The organism is Klebsiella sp. BIGb0138 (assembly GCF_004342285.1).
GTDB lineage: Bacteria > Pseudomonadota > Gammaproteobacteria > Enterobacterales > Enterobacteriaceae > Klebsiella.
In genome coordinates this window covers 81,190-98,610 of the sequence record NZ_SMCV01000003.1, presented here as the reverse complement: position 1 = coordinate 98,610, position 17,421 = coordinate 81,190, and the positions used below count along the sequence as shown (strand labels likewise).

The window sequence follows — 17,421 nt, the reverse complement described above, 5'->3', positions numbered from 1 at the left end:
AGAATCTGATGAATCACGCCACCGAACTGCTGATTTCCGCCGCCGCCGAAGAGGCGCTGCGCTGGCGTCGCCACATCCACGCTCACCCGGACCTCTCTTTCCAGGAGAAGCCGACCGCCGATTACATCGCCCGCGAGCTGGCGTCGTTTACCGGGCTGGAGATTAGCCGCCCGCTGGATAATAGCGTGATTGCCGTGCTGCGCGGCCCGCATCCGGGCCCGACGTGGGCGCTGCGCGCCGACATTGATGCCCTGCCGCTGCAGGAAGAGAGCGGCGAGAGTTTCTGTTCCACCGTGCCTGGCGTGATGCACGCCTGCGGCCACGACGCCCATACGGCGATGCTGATGGGGGCGGCAAAAGTGCTGTGCCAGCTGCGCGATAACCTGCACGGCAACATTAAATTTATTTTTCAGCCGGCGGAAGAAGTGCCGCCGGGCGGCGCGCGGGAGCTGGTGGAGCTGGGGGTGGTCGACGACGTGGAGCATATTTTCGGTCTGCACGTTTTCCCCACCAGCCCGGTCGGCACCCTGACGCTGAAAGAGGGGGTCTACGTCGCCTCCAGCGACAATTTCGATATCACCATTCGTGGCAAAGGCGGTCATGGCTCCATGCCGCAGCACTGTATCGACCCGGTCACCATCGGTGCGGAAATGGTCGGGGCATTGCAGCAGATCGTGGCGCGCAATATCGACCCGGGTACGGCGCCGGTATTGACCATCGCTACCTTCCAGGCCGGTGACAGCTACAACGTCATCCCTGACAGCGCCCGCCTGGCCGGCACGCTGCGTACCCATAACCAGCAGGTCCGCGAAGCGGTGCCGCAGCTGATGTCGCGCATCATTGACGGGATTGCCGCCGCCCACGGCGCGAGCTGCGACATTCGCTGGCAGCAGGGTTACGCCGTCGGCCACAACCACGACAGCACCAACGCCATCGCCCGCGCCGCTATCGAACGCCACTTCCCGGCGGGGACCCTGAAGCTGGAGGATCGGCCGCTGTTTGGCAGCGAAGATTTCTCCTCCTATCAGGAAAAGGTTCCCGGTACCTTCCTGTTTATCGGCTGCGGCAACAAGGAAAAAGGGGCCGTCTGGAACGTGCATAATCCGCATTTCCGCATCGACGAAGATGCCCTGGCCGTCGGTATCAAAACCCACATTGCGCTGGTCAGCCCGCTGCTGAACGACGAATAAAGGGCTTTTTCCGCATCTGACGCGCTGCGCCAGATGCGGCTTCCACCGCTTTTCCCCGCGCTATCGCCGGCGCAATAATCTCGCCGTTCACTATTTTTTCGCCTTACCGTCATCTAACGATCACATAAAACGCCATTAATAGTGCCAGTTTAATGACGAACCTGGACGCTCTTATGAATAGTTCTCTTGCCGCGGTAACCGACATCGATTATCCGCATTTGCTTCAGCCGAATACCGTCCGGCAGCGAAAAGTCTTAAGCGTGCGCAACCTGAATAAGTCTTACAACGCACAACAAGTCGTGCTGGATAACGTCAGCTTTGACCTTCATGCCGGCGAACTGGTGGGGGTTATCGGCCGTTCCGGCGCCGGTAAATCGACCCTGCTGCATGTGCTGAACGGTACTCATAGCGCCACCGGCGGCGAGATCCTCAGCTACCCGGAAGTGGGCATGCCGCATGACGTGGCGAAACTCAAAGGCCGCGCGCTGAACGCCTGGCGCAGCGAGTGCGGAATGATTTTCCAGGATTTTTGCCTGGTGCCGCGCCTCGACGTGTTGACTAACGTACTGCTGGGCCGCCTGAGCCAGACCTCGACGCTGAAGTCGCTGTTCAAAGTCTTCCCTGACGCCGACCGCGCCCGCGCCATCGCGCTGCTGGAGTGGATGAATATGCTGCCGCATGCGCTGCAGCGGGCGGAAAACCTTTCCGGCGGCCAGATGCAGCGCGTCGCGATTTGTCGCGCGCTGATGCAGAAGCCCGGCATTTTGCTGGCCGATGAACCGGTCGCCTCGCTCGATCCGAAAAATACGCAGCGCATCATGGACGTGCTGCGTGAAATCAGCGAACAGGGCATCAGCGTGATGGTGAACCTGCACTCGGTAGAACTGGTGAAAGAGTATTGCACGCGGGTTATCGGCGTAGCGAAGGGCAACATTATTTTTGACGACCATCCCTCACAGCTGAACCAGGATATCCTGCACCGGCTGTACGGTGATGAAATTAGCCAATTGCATTAATTTCCACTCACACGGACAAAATAATGAAACAATACATCACTGGCGCAGTTCGTTTCTCCGCAGCGGTCGCGGGAATGATGATGGCATGGCAGGCAGGTGCGGCGGAGCAGCCGAAAGAGCTAAACCTGGGGATCCTCGGCGGGCAGAACGCCACCCAGCAGATTGGTGATAACCAGTGCGTAAAACAGTTTCTCGATAAAGAGCTGAACGTCGACACCAAATTGCGTAACTCTTCCGACTATTCGGGGGTCATTCAGGGTCTGCTGGGCGGGAAAGTCGACGTGGTGCTGAGTATGTCGCCGTCGTCATACGCCTCGGTTTATATCAATAACCCGAAAGCGGTCGATATCGTCGGGATCGCCGTGGATGATAAAGATCAGTCCCGCGGCTACCATTCCGTGGTGATTGTCAAAGCCGATAGCCCGTATCAGAAGTTAGAAGATCTGAAAGGTAAAGCGTTTGGCTTTGCCGATCCGGACTCCACTTCCGGCTTTTTGATTCCGAACCAGACCTTTAAACAGCAGTTCGGCGGTACCACGGATAATAAATATAACAACTTCTTCTCCAGCGTGACCTTCTCCGGCGGCCACGAGCAGGACATTCTTGGGGTGCTGAACGGGCAGTTCGCCGGGGCGGTAACCTGGACATCGCTGGTCGGCGACTATAACAGCGGCTACAGCGTCGGTGCCTTCAACCGCCTGATTCGCATGGATCACCCGGATCTGATGAAGCAGATCCGCATCATCTGGCAATCGCCGCTGATTCCGAACGGCCCGATTCTGGTCAGCAACGCGCTGCCGGCTGATTTTAAAGCCAAAGTCGTCGCCGCGGTCAAAAAACTGGATACCGACGATCACGCCTGCTTTATCAAAGCGATGGGTGGTACCCAGCATATCGGCCCGTCTAGCGTCGCCGATTTCCAGCAGATTATCGATATGAAACGCGAGCTGGTGAGCGCCCGTTAATCCCGCCCCAACGCCGCCTCCGGCTGGTAATGCGCGAGGCGGCGGCATGCTGAAGACCCGTCGACGTATGAATATATCGAATAGCGAATTTGAACGTTACTACCAGCAGGTACGGGCGCGGCAAAAACGCGATACTTTTAGCTGGTCCCTGCTGTTGCTGGTGCTGTACTTCGCCGCCGGCAGCGCCGCCGAATTTAATCTTTTTACCATCTGGCACTCCCTGCCGAACTTCCTTGATTACATGTTTGAGACCCTGCCGACGATCCATATCCGCGATCTGTTCGCCGATTCTCATACCAAAGGCTCGCTGGCCTACTGGGGCTATCGCCTGCCGATTCAGCTGCCGCTGATCTGGGAAACCTTGCAGCTGGCGGTGGCCTCTACGCTGGTGGCGGTGGCTATCGCCACCCTGCTGGCGTTTCTGGCCGCCAGCAACGCCTGGTCGCCGCCGCCGCTGCGCTTCGCCATTCGCGTGATGGTGGCGTTTTTACGCACCATGCCAGAGCTGGCGTGGGCGGTGATTTTCGTGATGGCTTTCGGCATTGGCGCCATCCCCGGCTTTCTGGCGCTGATGCTGCACACCATCGGTAGCCTGACCAAACTGTTTTACGAAGCGGTGGAAAGCGCGCAGGACAAGCCGGTACGCGGGCTGATGGCCTGCGGCGCCTCGCCGATACAGCGGATCCGTTTTGCGCTGTGGCCACAGGTTAAACCGATTTTTCTCTCCTATGGTTTTATGCGCCTGGAGATCAACTTCCGCTCATCCACCATTCTTGGGCTGGTGGGCGCCGGCGGGATCGGTCAGGAACTGATGACCAACATCAAACTGGATCGTTACGATCAGGTCAGCATCACGCTGCTGCTGATCATCATCGTGGTGTCGCTGCTGGATATGCTGTCCGGTCGCCTGCGGCAGTGGGTACTCGAGGGGAAAAAATGAGTCGTCAATGGCAAAGCCAACCGGATGTCGCCGCCAGCCGTCGACAGCACCGGGAATTGTATCAGGCCCAGGGGCGCTATTTGCGTTACGTCGGACTGCTGACCCTGGCCTGCGTGCTCTATTATGCGTGGTTTTTTACCCGCTTCGGCATCAGCGGCGAGCAGCTTACCACCGGGCTGCAGCAAATCAGCCGCTACCTGATGCGGATGTTTGTCTGGCATGACTTTTTCAACTGGCCGTTCCGCTACTATTTCACGCAAATCGGCATCACCCTGGCGATTGTCTTCGTCGGAACCCTGACCGCGACGGTCATCGCATTGCTGCTCTCTTTCCTCGCGGCGCGCAACATAATGCGCGGCTTGATTCCCGGGTTTATCGCCCTGCTGATGCGCCGCCTGTTTGACGTGCTGCGCGGTATTGATATGGCGATCTGGGGGCTGATTTTTGTCCGCGCCGTGGGCCTCGGGCCGCTGGCCGGGGTGCTGGCCATTATCATGCAGGACACCGGGCTGCTCGGGCGGCTATATGCCGAAGGACATGAAGCGGTTGACCGTTCGCCGGGGCGCGGGCTGACCGCGGTGGGCGCAAACGGTCTGCAGAAGCACCGCTTCGGCATTTTTACCCAATCCTTTCCGACGTTTCTGGCGCTGAGCCTGTATCAGATTGAGTCGAATACCCGTTCGGCGGCGGTGCTGGGCTTCGTCGGCGCGGGCGGTATCGGCCTGATTTATGCGGAAAACATGCGTTTGTGGAACTGGGACGTGGTGATGTTTATCACCCTGCTGCTGGTGGCGGTGGTCATGGTGATGGATACGCTCTCCGCCTGGCTGCGCCGCCGCTATATTGGCGGCCACGTGGTGCCGCTGTTCAAAGCGAATTAACCCGCTCCCCGGTCGCGCTGCGCTTACCGGGGCGACGGATGACTGCGGCCGCAGGGATTCGCTCAGAGCCGCCATTCCAGCACCGGCCAGCGGTGGGTGGCATTCGCCGCCGCCAGCTGCGGGCAGGGATTGACCAGCCAGACGTGGTCCGCGTGCAGGCACAGCGGCAGGTCGTTAATCGAATCAGTATAGAACGTCACCTCGCCGCTCTCATGCGGCCAGGCTTTCTGCCACGCCGCCAGCCGCACCACCTTCCCCTGCTGGTAGCTTGGCGTGCCGGCAATCACCCCGCTATAGCCGCCATCCGCCATCTCCACATCGATGCCTAACGCCTGCTCAATCCCTAGCGCCGACGCCACCGCGCGCACCAGCAGGCTCACCGAGGCCGAAATCACCAGCATCTGCTCGCCTTGCGCCCGCAGGGTCTGCAGCCGATCCCACGCCTGGGGATAGACGCGCGGCAGGATCTCCTCGCGCACGCAGCGGGCAACCAGCGCATCGACTTCCGCCTGCGGCACGCCGATCAGCGGCGCCTGGATTAAGGCAACATAGTCGGCAATATTCATTTCGCCGCGATCGTAATCGTCTATCAGCATCGCTTCGCGCGCCAGATAGTCCGGATCGCTCACCCAGCCTTCCCTCACCAGAAACCGGCTCCATATCGTGCTGCTGTCACCCTTAATCAAAGTATTATCCAGATCGAATATCGTCAGATTTTTGGCCATCGTTCATGTTTCCTCATCAGCAAAATGGGTTCAGCAGAGCATGCTTAACCAGGATGACAGCAGAATGACTCTCCCTGTCGGCCAGGCAAAGGGTAGCAAAAAGCGCCAAAAAGAGGTCAGATTAATGGATCGGCGGCGATATGCCACCACCGTGATGGCTGCGCCGCTGCCGCGAAATTTATCCCTGGACGCTCATCACCAGCAGCACCGTCATCAATAGCAGCGGGTATATTCGCGCGTGCCAGCGGTCCGGCAGGCGCCCGAGCCAGCGGGCCGCCATCCTCAGGCCCAGCCAGCTCCCGGCCACCAGCAGCCCCGCGGCCGAAAGCCAGATATCGCCGATAAATCCGCCGGGTAAACGCGTCGGCGACAGCCATGCCAACACCAGCCAGGTTAGGGTGGCGCTCGCCGCCAGCGGCAGCGTCAGCAGGTTAGCCATCGCCGCCGCCTGCGCCATCGCCGCGCCGCGCCGACGTATCAGCGGGACGGTCATCACGCTACCGCCGACGCCGAGAAACGCGGCAATCAGGCCAATCCCCCCGCCCGTCGCCAGTTCACGCGCCGCCGTCGGAGCGGGCCGCGGCGTGGCCGGAGCCATAAACCCCGGTCGCAGGTAGCAGTCGAGGATCGTCGCCAGCAAATAGGCGATAAATAGGCCGCGGATCCACTCCCCTTTTACCGACAGCGCCAGCACAGCGCCGGCTATACCGCCGGCGGCGATGCCGATGAACATCACCCGCAGAGGACGCCAGCAGAGGGTTCCAGCCCGCAGATGACGCCAGGTCGCCAGCAGCGCCGCACAGAGCATTACCAGCGCGGAGGTCGCCACGGCAATCTGCATCGCCTGCGCGCCAATATCGCTGTGCATTCCCCAGATCGCCGTCACCAGTAAATAGATAAGCGGTACGGTGACAAAACCGCCGCCAAAACCAAAGAGCCAGGTCGTCACCCCACACACCACGCCGCAGAAAAAAAGCCAGCACATCATCGGATACTCCTCCATTCAGAGCAGTCACGATATAGAATAACCCCATGGCTGACTTACGATTAAAAGCCATCATCTTATGAATTTCAGCCAGGATCATGATTCATGCGCAACATTGCCGTTAACGATGTCGACCATCTCCCGCGCCGGGTGCTGGCGCTGGGCAGCGATTACCCGGCCAATACCCAGCTGGCGCGCCACAGCCACCGCCGGGCGCAGTTTCTCTATGCCATGAACGGGCTGATGAAGGTGGAGACGGATGATGGTCACTGGCTGGTTCCGCCGTACAGCGGCGTGTGGATCCCGGCCACTAAACCGCACCGGGTGTGGATGCCGGGGGTCAGTACCCACAGCCTGTACATTGAACCGGAGGCGGCGCCGCGCGCCGGTGAACGCTGCGAGGTTGTCCAGGTCTCGCCGCTGCTGCACCAGCTGCTGCTCAGCGTCTGCCAGCTGCCGCTGCTGTATAACGAAAGCGGACATGACGCGGCGCTCATTGAGCTGGTTCTGTACGAACTGAAAGCCGCGTCGCCGCTGCCGATGTTTACCCCCCTGCCGCAGAACGCGCAGCTGGCCGCCTTGTGCAGCGCTTTTTTGCAGCAGCCGGATATTCACATCGCTCCGCAACGGTGGGCCGCCAGGCTTAATAAGAGCGTTCGTACCTTCAACCGTCATTTTCGCCAGCAGACCGGGATGGCTTTTCGCGACTGGCGCCAGCAGGCCTGCCTGATGTACGCCCTGACGGCGCTGCGCGAAGGCAGAACGATTACCGACGTGGCGCTCAGCCTGGGATATGAACATCCGGCGGCCTTTACCACCATGTTTCGTAAAACGATCGGCCAGGCTCCCGCCGCCTTTGTCCGCCAGATGAACGGCGGCCCGGCCTGACGCCGCAGCCGCCCTTTCGCTCGCGTGGGTTAGCGCACCGCGCTCTGTAGCCAGTCCAGCAGGCTTTCCACGGAAAGATCCGCCGGGGCCCGCGCCGTCGGCTGACCCGCTTTCAGGATCAGCAGCGTAGGTAAGCCGCGGACCCCCAGGGTTGTCGCCAGTTGCTGATGACGGTCGGCATCCAGATAGCGTGTCTCCAGCGCCGCAAGGTGGCTGGCGAGGGACTCATGCCGCAGCAGCTGCCACAACCTGCGGCAGTGGACGCAGCGTTCGGCCCCGACGAACAGCAGCAGCGGAGATTCAGACTCGCCGGAGAGCTCGCTGTCCGCGTTCAGCGGCGTGAAGCGGCTCTCCGCCACGCGGAACAGTTTCGGGCTGCGGCGCAGGGTATCGTTGTCAGTCGCCACGCACAGCGCATCGGCGCTTTTACTGTAGGGCCGCACGCCGGCGACGCGCACCACGCTTTGCGCCGGCCCCGCGGGCGCGGCGCCGGGCTGGCGTAAAGTCCGCACGTCAACCGCCGCAATCGGCACTTCGGACGGCTGCGCCAGCTGCGGGATCCAGGCGTACGGAATACGATAGGCGCGGTAAACCATGTTGTTATTCAATGTCTTGCCCCAGAACGGCGAAATATACTCCCAGACAATTTCATGATCGCGGGTCACTTCAAAAATACGTCCGTTGGAGCCTTCGTTGATGAGGGTATTGCCGTTTTCCAGGCGCTGCATATTGCTGATATACGGGCTATAGAACCGATACGAGTCGGTTGGCTGCGGGAGATCCGCCTCATACGGCGAGTAGCGCCATTCGATATCGAGCGTCACCGGGTTGATCTCGAGGATCCGCGAATAGTCGCGCCAGGCGTTTTTCACCCCATCCGCCGACGCCGGATTGGGGGCGCCGTACCCGGCCCAGCCGCCGTTATCGAAGATCAGAATATTGCCCGCCCCCGGTAATCCCTGGGGGATCATATGCGCGTGGTGCTGGCCGATAATCCACCCCAGATGCTTCAGCTGCGGCGTGCTGTAGTCCGGGCCAAGCTGCCAGACAATATTGCCGCTCTGTTTATCAATGATGGCGATGATATTGGACTCGCGGGCATCCCAGATGATGTTGTCAGGATGGAAGCGCGCGTCGCCGGCGTCATACCATTTGTTTGGTCCCAGCGCCGACATGGAGTTGATGTGCATCCAGTCGCCCATCCCGCCGCCGCTGGCGCGCATATTGGGGTTATTACGCAGCGCCGCGCGCGCCGCGTCGTCAAAGCCCAGCTCGTGAAAATGATCGCTGCAGCGCCATTCCCACACCACATTGCCCTGCCAGTCGACCTCGATGATGGTGTCATCGAGCAGCAGCTTGTCGGAAATCGCTTCATTCACCAGGTTGGTGTGGGCCAGAATTAAGGTGTTGCCCCCGTCAACCTGCGGCTCGAGCCCCGGGGCGTAATAGCCCACCGGATTTCCGGCACGCTGATAATCATGGTGTGCGCGCGCCATCCAGCGCGGCGCGTGACCCGGGTCGCTCACCTGTTCATAGCGGTCAAATTTCCAGGTGATATTGCCTTCCCAGTCCACCTGAATCAGATCGAGCATATCCTGCATCCCGTAGCGGGGATCGCGTTCGCCGCTGTGGCCCAGGATCGCCCCCCCGGGCAGGATCTTATTCGGGAAACCGTGCAGCTCGGGCCATTCGCGAACCACGTTGCCATTCATATCAAGCAGAATCGCTCCGCGTTCGGTGGCCTGAAAAACGGTATAGCCGCTCCACGCGCGCTGCGGATCGTAGATCGTGGCGCCGGTCGGGTAGACGGAAGGATGTCCCATGTTGTCACTCCTTAAATAGTCAAATCAGGCACAAGTAATCAAGGTACGAATCTGCCGGCAGGCAGCGGAAAACGACTCATCATCGCGCTGGCGCGGGTGGGGTAACGCCAGCGTCACCACCTCACGGATCCGCCCCGGGCGGGGAGAGAGCACCACCACCCGGTCGGCCAGCGCCACCGCCTCTTCCACATCGTGGGTCACCAGCAGCGTGGTGGTCCCCGTACGGCGATGAATATGCAGCAGCTCCTGCTGCAGGGTATGGCGCGTCAGGGCATCCAGCGCGCCGAAAGGCTCATCGAGCATCAGAATTTGCGGCCGGGCGATCAGCCCGCGGGCAATCGCCACCCGCTGGGCCATCCCGCCGGAAAGCTGGGCGGGCAGCGCATGGGCGAACTCCGTGAGCTGTACGCGTTCCAGCATTTCCAGCGCGCGCTGGCGCTTCACCCCGCGGTTCAGCTTTTCATCCGCCAGGCCAAGCATCACGTTGTCGATCACCGTCAGCCAGGGAAACAGCCGCGGCTCCTGAAAGACGATGCCGCGCTCTTTGCCCGCGCCGCGCACCGGCTCGCCGTTAACGCGGATTTCCCCCTGCGTCACCGGCTCCAGGCCAATCAACATCCGCAGCAGCGTGGACTTGCCGCAGCCGCTGCTGCCGACCAGCACCACCAGCTCACCGGCGGCGATATCGAGGCTGAAATTGTCTAATGCCGTCACCTGTTGCCAGGATTTATGCACATGGCGAAAAGAGACCAGGGTCGAGTCGGTCATCGTTGCTCCCGTTGGCGCCAGCGGGTGGCGCGAGATTCCAGTAAACGTCCGCCTTTATCCAGCGCGGCGCCGGTGATACCAATCAGCACCATGCCGCAAAGAATGGTCGGCATATCCAGCAGCTGCTGGGCATTAATCATCAGGCTGCCGATACCGGTCCCGGAGGACATGAAATATTCCGCGCCGATATTGCCCAGCCACGCATAAATCAACGCCAGGCGCAGGCCGGCAAATATGCCCGGCGCCGCCCCCGGTAAAATCAGCGCCCGCAGACGGGTCAGCGGACCAAAGCGCAGCACCTTCGCCACTTCATCGAGCTGCGGATCGCGCTGGCTGACGGCCTGCAAGGTGCTGAAAAACATCGGGAAGAAGGACGCCAGGGCGATAAACACGATTTTGCCGCCGTTATCGTTGCCCACCCATGCCGTCAGCAGCGGCAGCCAGGCAAAGAGCGCAATATGGCGCAGGACGTTCAGCGTCGGGGTCAATATCTGCCCGGCGCGCGGACGCAAAGCCAGCAGTAATCCGCACAGCAGCCCGGCGGCGATCCCCAGCGCGCCGCCGGCAAAGGCCCGGCCGAGGCTCGCCAGCATCGCGGCAGGCAGCTCGCCGCTGGCCGCTCCGGCAATAAAGCGCTGCGCCACCGCCAGCGGCGAGGAGAATAACGCGCTGTCGATCCAGCCCCAGCGGCTGGCCAGCTGCCACAGCACCAGCAGGATCAGCGGCAGCTGGAATGCATGCCAGCTGGCCTGCGGCTTCCAGGCCAGTCGCCCGGTAGCGGGCTGCGGCCAGAAGACCAGCCGGGCATATACCCGGTTCGTCGCCCACTCCATCAACAACCCGCTCAGGCCCACCACCGCGATGGTGACGAAGACAATATCCAGCTGAAACAGCTGGCGGCCCCAGACCATCAGGTAGCCGATCCCTTCAGACGAGGCCAGCAGTTCGACAACGATCAGCGAGACCCAGGCCTGAGATAGCGCCAGCCGCAGGCCGGTAAACCAGCCCGGCAGACTGGCGGGGATAACCAGCCAGCGCAGCCGTTGCCAGCGGGAAAAATTCATCACCTGCGCCGCTTCCCCCAGCGCCTGCGGGATGCTGGTTACCGCCATCTGGGTATTGATGGTCATCGGGACAAGGGTTGTTTTGACGATAACCGCCAGCTTCAGGCCGTTATCGATGCCAAACAGCACCATAAACAGCGGGATCCAGCCCAGGGTGGGGATCTGCGCGAGGGCATAAAATAGCGGCTCTATCCGCTGGGCCGCGGCCGGTAGCAGACCAAACAGTGCTCCCAGCAGGGTCCCCGCCGCCACGCCCAGCAGCAGCCCGACGGCCAGATGCTGAAGGCTAAACCCCCACTGCGCCAGCAGATCGCCGCTGAGGAGCGACAACGCGGTATCGGCGACGACCGCCGGAGCGGGCAGGATTTGTTCCGGCATCCAGCGCTCCACGGCGGCGATGTGCCACACCAGCACTAACAGCGCGGGCAGCAACAGGGGCCAGCCGTTTAGCCTGATGGCAGGCCAGGTGAACCGGCGTGTTTTCAAGATCATCTGCGACATAGCAGTCCGTTGTGGGTGAAATCATCGCCCTATCACATCGCGCCTCGCCGCCTCCCGCCATTGCGTTTGCTGAATAATCCCGATGCAGCAAATGCATCTCAGCCTGGCGGACAGGCGGGCCCTGATTTAGCTTATTTTTGCCTTTGCTCTGCGAATAAAAGCATTTAACAGCACGCGCCAGGCCTCTTTAGGGTGAGAAAAAACTCAGGGAGTCACCACCAATGATGAAAGCCTTTTTTACCCGTACAGCGCTGGCGCTGGTCGCCGCGATCGCACTGATGGCCAGCGCGCAGGCCGGGAGCCTGCACACCATTCGCATTGGCGTTCCGGATCAGAGCGCCGGCAGCAAACCGTTCATTGAAGGGCCGGTCGGAATGGCGTTTATCCGCCATCAGCTGGAGGCGGTGTTTAAACCGCAGGGCGTGGAGGTCCAGTGGCAGTTCTTTAAGGGCGCCGGACCGGCGGTGAATGAAGCGCTGGCCAACCAGCAGCTCGATTTTGTCTATCTCGGTGACCTGGCGGCGATTATCGGCAAAGCCAACGGCCTGCCGACCCGCCTGCTGCTGGGCAGCCGCGGTTCGGAATCTTACCTCGCCGCCACCCGGGCATCGGGAATTAAACAGCTGGCGGACCTGAAAGGTAAACGCGTGGCGGTGTATCGCGGTACCGCAGACCAGCTGGCCTTCGATCGCGCCTTGCAGACCGTCGGGCTTAGCGAACGCAATATGCAGGTCATTAATCTGGACTGGAGCGCCGGGAAAGCCGCGCTGGCGGCCGGCCGGGTTGATGCGGTATGGGGCGGCGTCTCGCTGCTGGCGCTGCGCGGCGACAAAATTGACGTGGTGGTGAAAAGCGGTGATTCCGGTCGCCAGAATACGACCCAGGCGGGTTTTCTCGGAACTCAGGCGTTTATTCAGACCTGGCCGCAGGCCACCCAGCAAATTATCGATGTGCTGGTGAAAAACGCGGCGGAAATCAGCAACCCGGCGAATCGCGAGGCCTGGTCGGCAGAGATGGCGCAGCAGAGCCAGATTCCACAGGCGCTGTTCCTTGAGGATCTGCAGCCGCAGGATCTCAACTTCAGCACCTCGCCGCGTATCGACCCGTTCCTGACCGACAGCTTCAGCAGCAGCGTTGAACAGGCCAAAACGGGCCGCCTCATTCGCAACGCCTTTACGGTGACGCAGTGGGTCGACGGGCAGTTTGTCGAACAGGCGCTGAAGACGCAGCGGCTGGAAAACCACTGGCCGCAGTACGATGCCAAAGGCCAGGCGGAGAACGCCGGCTAAGCCTCCTCCTCCGGCGCCAACAGCGGGTTCTGATGCTGGCGGTCGGTATGCAGGATAATATCGATAAATCGGGTGACCAGCGGCGAAAGCACGGCGTGAATCGGGGTGATCACCGCAAACCGGGTCTGCATCAACCGCCACTCTTCCGGGAGGTCGCTGAGCTCAAGCTTCACCAGGCGATGGCTATGCTGGCACAGGGCGAAACCGTCTTCGCTGGCAAAGCTTATCGCCTGGGTGCGCGCCAGCGTCGACAGCAATGCATAGACGTGATCACACTGAATCGCCGGGGTGAAATCCTGCTGCTGACTGAGGGTCGCCAGCACTTTTCGCACCCCCGGGGGCAGATAGGGCGCGGCAAAGGGGTAGCGCAGCATCGCCTGAATAGACACCGGCCCCTGCCGCGCCAGAGGATGATCGGCATGGCAGATGAAGAAACAGCGCTGCGGGCTCAGCGGCTGGACTCGTAGCTGCGGATCCAGCTCCGCATGCCAGCTATCGGCCACCACGAAGGGAAACTGCTGGGTCGTCAGCGCATGATGCAGGGCAAACCAGTTATCAACCTGAAAACGCACCCTCGCCTGCGGGAGATGGTGGTGAAACTCGCCGATGGCCGCCGGAATCAGGCGCGCCGCGGGCGCCGGGCCGCAGCCGAACGCCACCTCGCCATCTTGCGTATCGTCAGCATCCCCCAGCAGACTACTCAGTTCGACGTTAAGTTCCTGAAAACGACGGGCGTAGGGCAGCAGCTTTTGCCCGTGTAGCGTCAGCGTCGGCAGTTTATTCTGCCGGTCGAATAAGGGATGGCCGACGCTCTGCTCCAGCGCCTGAATACTGCGGCTGAACGCCGATTGCGACAGGCATACCGCCTCGGCGGCGCGGTGAAAACTACCGTATTCAACCAATGCGACAAAATTGCGCAGCTGGCGAAAATCGAGATGCATAAACTTGCCTCACAGGGACCTTGAGCGGACAAAGTACTGGACGTCGCCCCCAGCGCGCAATGGCCGAATGATGAGGATCTTTCACCTTCTGCGCCGGCAATAAGGCAATTAACATCAGATGTGTCTTATCTGCGGTCGCGAAATAGTGTTTCATGATGAAATAATTTATTAACAAACTGCATTACATCCAACCCGCTTATATTTAACCGCGTGAATCAAGAATGTGAAGCCGGAAGTTTAATCTACGTAAGGTTTCGTAAATTTTTCAGCGAACCATTCTGACAATATGGCGGATACGTTATAAATGACCACGGCCCATTCTCCCTCACGAAAAATAACGATATGACGCCTAAACTTGCTCACGCTTTATTATTAGTCCCCTTTTTGCTTTTGGCAGGATGTTCATCCCCGGCGAAACACCCGAAAACCGTAGCCCATCATGCCAACGCCCCGATCGACAGCGGTTCAGATGACCTGATTCCGGTGCTCGCCGCGCTGCACGACCAGATGCACACCTGGCACGGCACCCCCTACGAGTGGGGCGGTACCGATGAAAGCGGGGTCGATTGCTCCGGTTTTGTCTGGCGTACGCTGAAGGACCGCTTCAACCTGCCGATGGAGCGGGTTACCACCAAAGAGCTTCTGCATATGGGAGAGCGAGTGAAGCCGCAGCAGCTGCGTCCCGGAGACCTGGTGTTCTTCCGGATTAAAGGCGGCATGCACGTCGGCTTCTATGATACCAACCAGAACTTCCTCCACGCCTCCGCCAGCCAGGGCGTCATGCGCTCATCGCTGGACAATCCGTACTGGAAGTCGGCGTTCTATCAGGCGCGTCGCCTGCCAAAGGAGTATAACGCGCAGATCACCATGAATAATGACAACCTGCACGTCGCCAAAAATCGCTGATGATGCACAATAAAAAGCCGCGGCCCTGGCGCCGCGGCTTTTTTGATCCTTCCCGGTATCATTTACGCCATCCTGGCATCAGCACCATCAGAACTGATAGGTCATCCCCAGCGCCACAATGTCGTCATCGCTGAGACCGAGTTTATTATCGCTCTTCAGCTGGTTGATTTTATAATCCACGAAGGCGTTCATATTTTTATTGAAGTAGTACGTCAGGCCGACGTCAATATAGTTGACCAGATCTTCGTTACCTACGCCTTCAATATCTTTGCCTTTGGACAGAACATAGCCGAGGGACGGACGCAGACCGAAGTCGAACTGGTACTGCGCGACCGCTTCAAAGTTCTGCACCTTGTTGGCAAAACCGCCGCTGATTGGCGTCATTTTGCGAGTTTCGGAATAGATGGTCGCCAGGTAAATATTGTTGGCGTCATATTTCAGGCCGGTCGCCCAGGCTTCCGCTTTTTTACCCACGCCGCGGGCCAGCAGGTTCTGGTCATTGGTACGGTCAGAGTTGGTATAGGCCGCGCTGATGGCGAAATCGCTGCCGCCGAAGTCATAGCTTAAAGAGGTGCCGAACCCGTCGCCGTTCTGTTTTTTGGCGTCACGGCTTTCGTTTTTACCCTGATATTGCAGGGTCAGATCCAGGCCATCCACGACGCCAAAGAAATCGGTATTACGGTAGGTTGCCAGGCCGCTGGAACGCTTGGTCATGAAGTTATCGGTCTGCGCAGAAGAGTCGCCGCCGAATTCCGGGAACATATCGGTCCAGGCTTCCACATCGTACAGAGCGCCGAGGTTACGACCGTAATCGAAAGAACCGAAGTCTTTCAGTTTCAGGCCGGCAAACGCGAGGCGGGTTTTCTGGGTGGAGTCGCTTTCGGTTTTATTGCCGGAGAATTCAGATTCCCAACGGCCGTAACCGGTCAGCTGGTCGTTAATCTGGGTTTCGCCTTTAATACCGAAACGCACATAGGTCTGGTCGCCGTCTTTGCTATTATCGTCGCTGATATAGTGCATCGCTCTGACTTTGCCGTACACGTCCAGTTTATTGGCGTTTTTATTATAAACTTCCGCTGCCGGTGTAGCCGAAGAAGCGATAAGACCCATCATCATTAATGCCAGTGAGCTCTTTTTCATTATTCAGTCCTGGTGATTTATTTATACGCGCTAATCAATTCCGGGCGAAGGCCCCGTGAAAAACAGGAGGTTTTTTAACGCCCGGATATTAAAAATTTATGACAAAGTGGAACTTTTTATAAAAAAGAGTATTTAGATGTTTCTGTCATTAATTCGTCACCTGAATTCTCCAGAATGCCCGATCTCGCGCAATAAAGTGGTTCGCCCGGGCACGCCAGTGTTGGCAAGTGGCCTGAGTCCTGTTACAACATCAGCTTGATATCGATATTCCTTTTGAACGGCAGAGAATCATGAGTGATAGCCAGACGCTGGTGGTAAAACTGGGCACCAGTGTTTTAACGGGCGGATCCCGTCGCCTGAACCGCGCCCATATCGTCGAATTAGTGCGCCAGTGCGCACAGCTGCATGCTATGGGCCATCGTATTGTCATTGTGACCTCCGGGGCGATCGCCGCCGGACGTGAACACCTTGGCTACCCGGAACTGCCGGCGACCATCGCGTCGAAACAACTGCTGGCGGCGGTAGGCCAGAGCCGCCTGATCCAGCTGTGGGAACAGCTGTTTTCTATTTACGGCATTCACGTTGGCCAGATGCTGCTGACCCGCGCGGATATGGAAGACCGTGAGCGTTTCCTTAACGCCCGCGATACCCTTCGCGCGCTGCTGGATAACAACATCGTGCCGGTCATTAATGAGAATGACGCCGTGGCGACCGCCGAGATCAAGGTCGGCGACAACGACAACCTTTCCGCGCTGGCGGCGATTCTTGCCGGCGCCGATAAGCTGCTGCTGCTGACGGACCAGCCGGGTCTGTTCACCGCCGATCCGCGCAATAACCCGCAGGCCGAGTTGATTAAAGATGTCTACGGCATTGATGACGCCCTGCGCGCCATTGCCGGCGATAGCGTTTCCGGTCTCGGGACCGGCGGCATGGGTACTAAGCTGCAGGCCGCAGACGTCGCCTGCCGCGCGGGTATCGACACCATTATCGCCGCCGGTAACCGTCCCGGCGTGATTGCCGACGTGATGGAAAACGTTTCGGTCGGGACGCGCTTCCACGCTCAGGAATCGCCGCTGGAAAACCGCAAACGTTGGATCTTCGGCGCCCCGCCGGCGGGTGAAATTAGCGTTGACGCCGGCGCTACCCAGGCGATTCTGGAACGCGGCAGTTCCCTGCTGCCGAAAGGCATCAAAACCGTGACCGGCAACTTCTCGCGTGGCGAAGTTATCCGCATTCGCAATAGCGAAGGCCGCGATATCGCCCACGGCGTGAGCCGCTACAACAGCGATGCGCTGCGCATGATTGCCGGCCAGCACTCGCAGCAGATTGATGCCATTCTGGGCTACGAATATGGCCCGGTCGCCGTCCATCGTGACGATATGATTATCCGTTAAGGAGC

16 protein-coding genes are annotated in these 17,421 nt (G+C 59.7%); 9 read left to right on the top strand and 7 right to left on the bottom strand.

Features of this window, described 5'->3' with window-relative positions; all coding sequences use genetic code 11:
• Positions 1 to 8: 8 nt before the first annotated feature.
• The 5 genes from EDF73_RS08545 to phnE (EDF73_RS08525) all read left to right on the top strand — a co-directional run bounded on the left by EDF73_RS08545 (position 9) and on the right by phnE (EDF73_RS08525) (position 4,992).
• Positions 9 to 1,190, top strand: coding sequence for an amidohydrolase (locus EDF73_RS08545; protein ID WP_132728295.1), 1,182 nt, complete (start codon positions 9 to 11; stop codon positions 1,188 to 1,190).
• 173 nt (positions 1,191 to 1,363) lie between these two features.
• A complete protein-coding gene (gene phnC, locus EDF73_RS08540) occupies positions 1,364 to 2,206 on the top strand; it encodes a phosphonate ABC transporter ATP-binding protein (protein WP_132728293.1) in 843 nt (280 codons plus the stop codon).
• 23 nt (positions 2,207 to 2,229) lie between these two features.
• Positions 2,230 to 3,171, top strand: coding sequence for a phosphonate ABC transporter substrate-binding protein (gene phnD / locus EDF73_RS08535; protein ID WP_132728291.1), 942 nt, complete (start codon positions 2,230 to 2,232; stop codon positions 3,169 to 3,171).
• Positions 3,172 to 3,238: 67 nt separating this feature from the next.
• Positions 3,239 to 4,111: a phosphonate ABC transporter, permease protein PhnE gene (gene phnE / locus EDF73_RS08530; protein WP_132728996.1), complete on the top strand. Its 873-nt coding sequence runs from the start codon at positions 3,239 to 3,241 to the stop codon at positions 4,109 to 4,111.
• Positions 4,108 to 4,992 carry a phosphonate ABC transporter, permease protein PhnE gene (gene phnE / locus EDF73_RS08525; protein ID WP_132728289.1) on the top strand — a complete coding sequence of 295 codons (885 nt, stop codon included), beginning with the start codon at positions 4,108 to 4,110 and terminating at the stop codon, positions 4,990 to 4,992. The genes phnE (EDF73_RS08530) and phnE (EDF73_RS08525) overlap by 4 nt, the downstream gene beginning before the upstream one ends.
• A gap of 62 nt (positions 4,993 to 5,054) precedes the next feature.
• Here the strand turns inward: phnE (EDF73_RS08525) and EDF73_RS08520 are convergent, their stop codons facing one another.
• Positions 5,055 to 5,717 (bottom strand): HAD family hydrolase, encoded by a 663-nt coding sequence (locus EDF73_RS08520; protein ID WP_132728287.1) that lies wholly within the window; start codon positions 5,715 to 5,717, stop codon positions 5,055 to 5,057.
• A 178-nt stretch (positions 5,718 to 5,895) separates the two neighbouring features.
• The gene (locus EDF73_RS08515; protein WP_132728285.1) at positions 5,896 to 6,705 is read right to left on the bottom strand and encodes a sulfite exporter TauE/SafE family protein; all 810 of its coding nucleotides are present in this window, start codon (positions 6,703 to 6,705) and stop codon (positions 5,896 to 5,898) included.
• A gap of 102 nt (positions 6,706 to 6,807) precedes the next feature.
• Between EDF73_RS08515 and EDF73_RS08510 the strand changes: the two genes are divergently transcribed.
• Positions 6,808 to 7,590, top strand: coding sequence for a helix-turn-helix transcriptional regulator (locus tag EDF73_RS08510; protein WP_132728283.1), 783 nt, complete (start codon positions 6,808 to 6,810; stop codon positions 7,588 to 7,590).
• Positions 7,591 to 7,619: 29 nt separating this feature from the next.
• Here the strand turns inward: EDF73_RS08510 and EDF73_RS08505 are convergent, their stop codons facing one another.
• Genes EDF73_RS08505 through EDF73_RS08495 form a run of 3 tightly spaced genes read right to left on the bottom strand, consistent with a single transcriptional unit; the run spans position 7,620 to position 11,746 of the window.
• Positions 7,620 to 9,413, bottom strand: a complete 1,794-nt coding sequence (locus EDF73_RS08505; RefSeq protein WP_132728281.1) for an aryl-sulfate sulfotransferase — start codon at positions 9,411 to 9,413, stop codon at positions 7,620 to 7,622.
• Between the two features lie 24 nt (positions 9,414 to 9,437).
• Positions 9,438 to 10,181: an ABC transporter ATP-binding protein gene (locus tag EDF73_RS08500; protein ID WP_132728279.1), complete on the bottom strand. Its 744-nt coding sequence runs from the start codon at positions 10,179 to 10,181 to the stop codon at positions 9,438 to 9,440.
• A complete protein-coding gene (locus EDF73_RS08495; RefSeq protein ID WP_132728278.1) occupies positions 10,178 to 11,746 on the bottom strand; it encodes an ABC transporter permease in 1,569 nt (522 codons plus the stop codon). The genes EDF73_RS08500 and EDF73_RS08495 overlap by 4 nt, the downstream gene beginning before the upstream one ends.
• A 221-nt stretch (positions 11,747 to 11,967) precedes the next feature.
• Here EDF73_RS08495 and EDF73_RS08490 point away from each other — a divergent pair, with 221 nt between their 5' ends.
• The gene (locus tag EDF73_RS08490) at positions 11,968 to 13,035 is read left to right on the top strand and encodes an ABC transporter substrate-binding protein (RefSeq protein ID WP_132728276.1); all 1,068 of its coding nucleotides are present in this window, start codon (positions 11,968 to 11,970) and stop codon (positions 13,033 to 13,035) included.
• Here the strand turns inward: EDF73_RS08490 and EDF73_RS08485 are convergent.
• Positions 13,032 to 13,976: a LysR family transcriptional regulator gene (locus EDF73_RS08485; protein WP_132728274.1), complete on the bottom strand. Its 945-nt coding sequence runs from the start codon at positions 13,974 to 13,976 to the stop codon at positions 13,032 to 13,034. The two genes, EDF73_RS08490 and EDF73_RS08485, sit on opposite strands and share 4 nt — an antisense overlap.
• A gap of 342 nt (positions 13,977 to 14,318) precedes the next feature.
• On the opposite strand from EDF73_RS08485, the gene EDF73_RS08480 reads away from it, so the two are divergent.
• Complete coding sequence (locus tag EDF73_RS08480; RefSeq protein WP_132728272.1) at positions 14,319 to 14,882, top strand: NlpC/P60 family protein; 564 nt, start codon at positions 14,319 to 14,321, stop codon at positions 14,880 to 14,882.
• Between the two features lie 87 nt (positions 14,883 to 14,969).
• Here EDF73_RS08480 and phoE read toward each other — a convergent pair whose 3' ends face one another.
• Entirely contained in the window at positions 14,970 to 16,022 is a 1,053-nt protein-coding gene (gene phoE / locus EDF73_RS08475; RefSeq protein WP_132728270.1) for a phosphoporin PhoE, read from the bottom strand.
• Positions 16,023 to 16,312: 290 nt separating this feature from the next.
• On the opposite strand from phoE, the gene proB reads away from it, so the two are divergent.
• A complete protein-coding gene (gene proB / locus EDF73_RS08470) occupies positions 16,313 to 17,416 on the top strand; it encodes a glutamate 5-kinase (protein ID WP_132728268.1) in 1,104 nt (367 codons plus the stop codon).
• Positions 17,417 to 17,421 lie beyond the last annotated feature (5 nt).

Bases quoted from the DNA above. Each gene is read 5' to 3' on its own strand.
- EDF73_RS08545 (WP_132728295.1), top strand. From the start codon at position 9: ATGAATCACGCCACCGAACTGCTGATTTCCGCCGCCGCCGAAGAGGCG.
- phnC (WP_132728293.1), top strand. From the start codon at position 1,364: ATGAATAGTTCTCTTGCCGCGGTAACCGACATCGATTATCCGCATTTG.
- phnD (WP_132728291.1), top strand. From the start codon at position 2,230: ATGAAACAATACATCACTGGCGCAGTTCGTTTCTCCGCAGCGGTCGCG.
- phnE (WP_132728996.1), top strand. From the start codon at position 3,239: ATGAATATATCGAATAGCGAATTTGAACGTTACTACCAGCAGGTACGG.
- phnE (WP_132728289.1), top strand. From the start codon at position 4,108: ATGAGTCGTCAATGGCAAAGCCAACCGGATGTCGCCGCCAGCCGTCGA.
- EDF73_RS08520 (WP_132728287.1), bottom strand. From the start codon at position 5,717: ATGGCCAAAAATCTGACGATATTCGATCTGGATAATACTTTGATTAAG.
- EDF73_RS08515 (WP_132728285.1), bottom strand. From the start codon at position 6,705: ATGATGTGCTGGCTTTTTTTCTGCGGCGTGGTGTGTGGGGTGACGACC.
- EDF73_RS08510 (WP_132728283.1), top strand. From the start codon at position 6,808: ATGCGCAACATTGCCGTTAACGATGTCGACCATCTCCCGCGCCGGGTG.
- EDF73_RS08505 (WP_132728281.1), bottom strand. From the start codon at position 9,413: ATGGGACATCCTTCCGTCTACCCGACCGGCGCCACGATCTACGATCCG.
- EDF73_RS08500 (WP_132728279.1), bottom strand. From the start codon at position 10,181: ATGACCGACTCGACCCTGGTCTCTTTTCGCCATGTGCATAAATCCTGG.
- EDF73_RS08495 (WP_132728278.1), bottom strand. From the start codon at position 11,746: ATGTCGCAGATGATCTTGAAAACACGCCGGTTCACCTGGCCTGCCATC.
- EDF73_RS08490 (WP_132728276.1), top strand. From the start codon at position 11,968: ATGATGAAAGCCTTTTTTACCCGTACAGCGCTGGCGCTGGTCGCCGCG.
- EDF73_RS08485 (WP_132728274.1), bottom strand. From the start codon at position 13,976: ATGCATCTCGATTTTCGCCAGCTGCGCAATTTTGTCGCATTGGTTGAA.
- EDF73_RS08480 (WP_132728272.1), top strand. From the start codon at position 14,319: ATGACGCCTAAACTTGCTCACGCTTTATTATTAGTCCCCTTTTTGCTT.
- phoE (WP_132728270.1), bottom strand. From the start codon at position 16,022: ATGAAAAAGAGCTCACTGGCATTAATGATGATGGGTCTTATCGCTTCT.
- proB (WP_132728268.1), top strand. From the start codon at position 16,313: ATGAGTGATAGCCAGACGCTGGTGGTAAAACTGGGCACCAGTGTTTTA.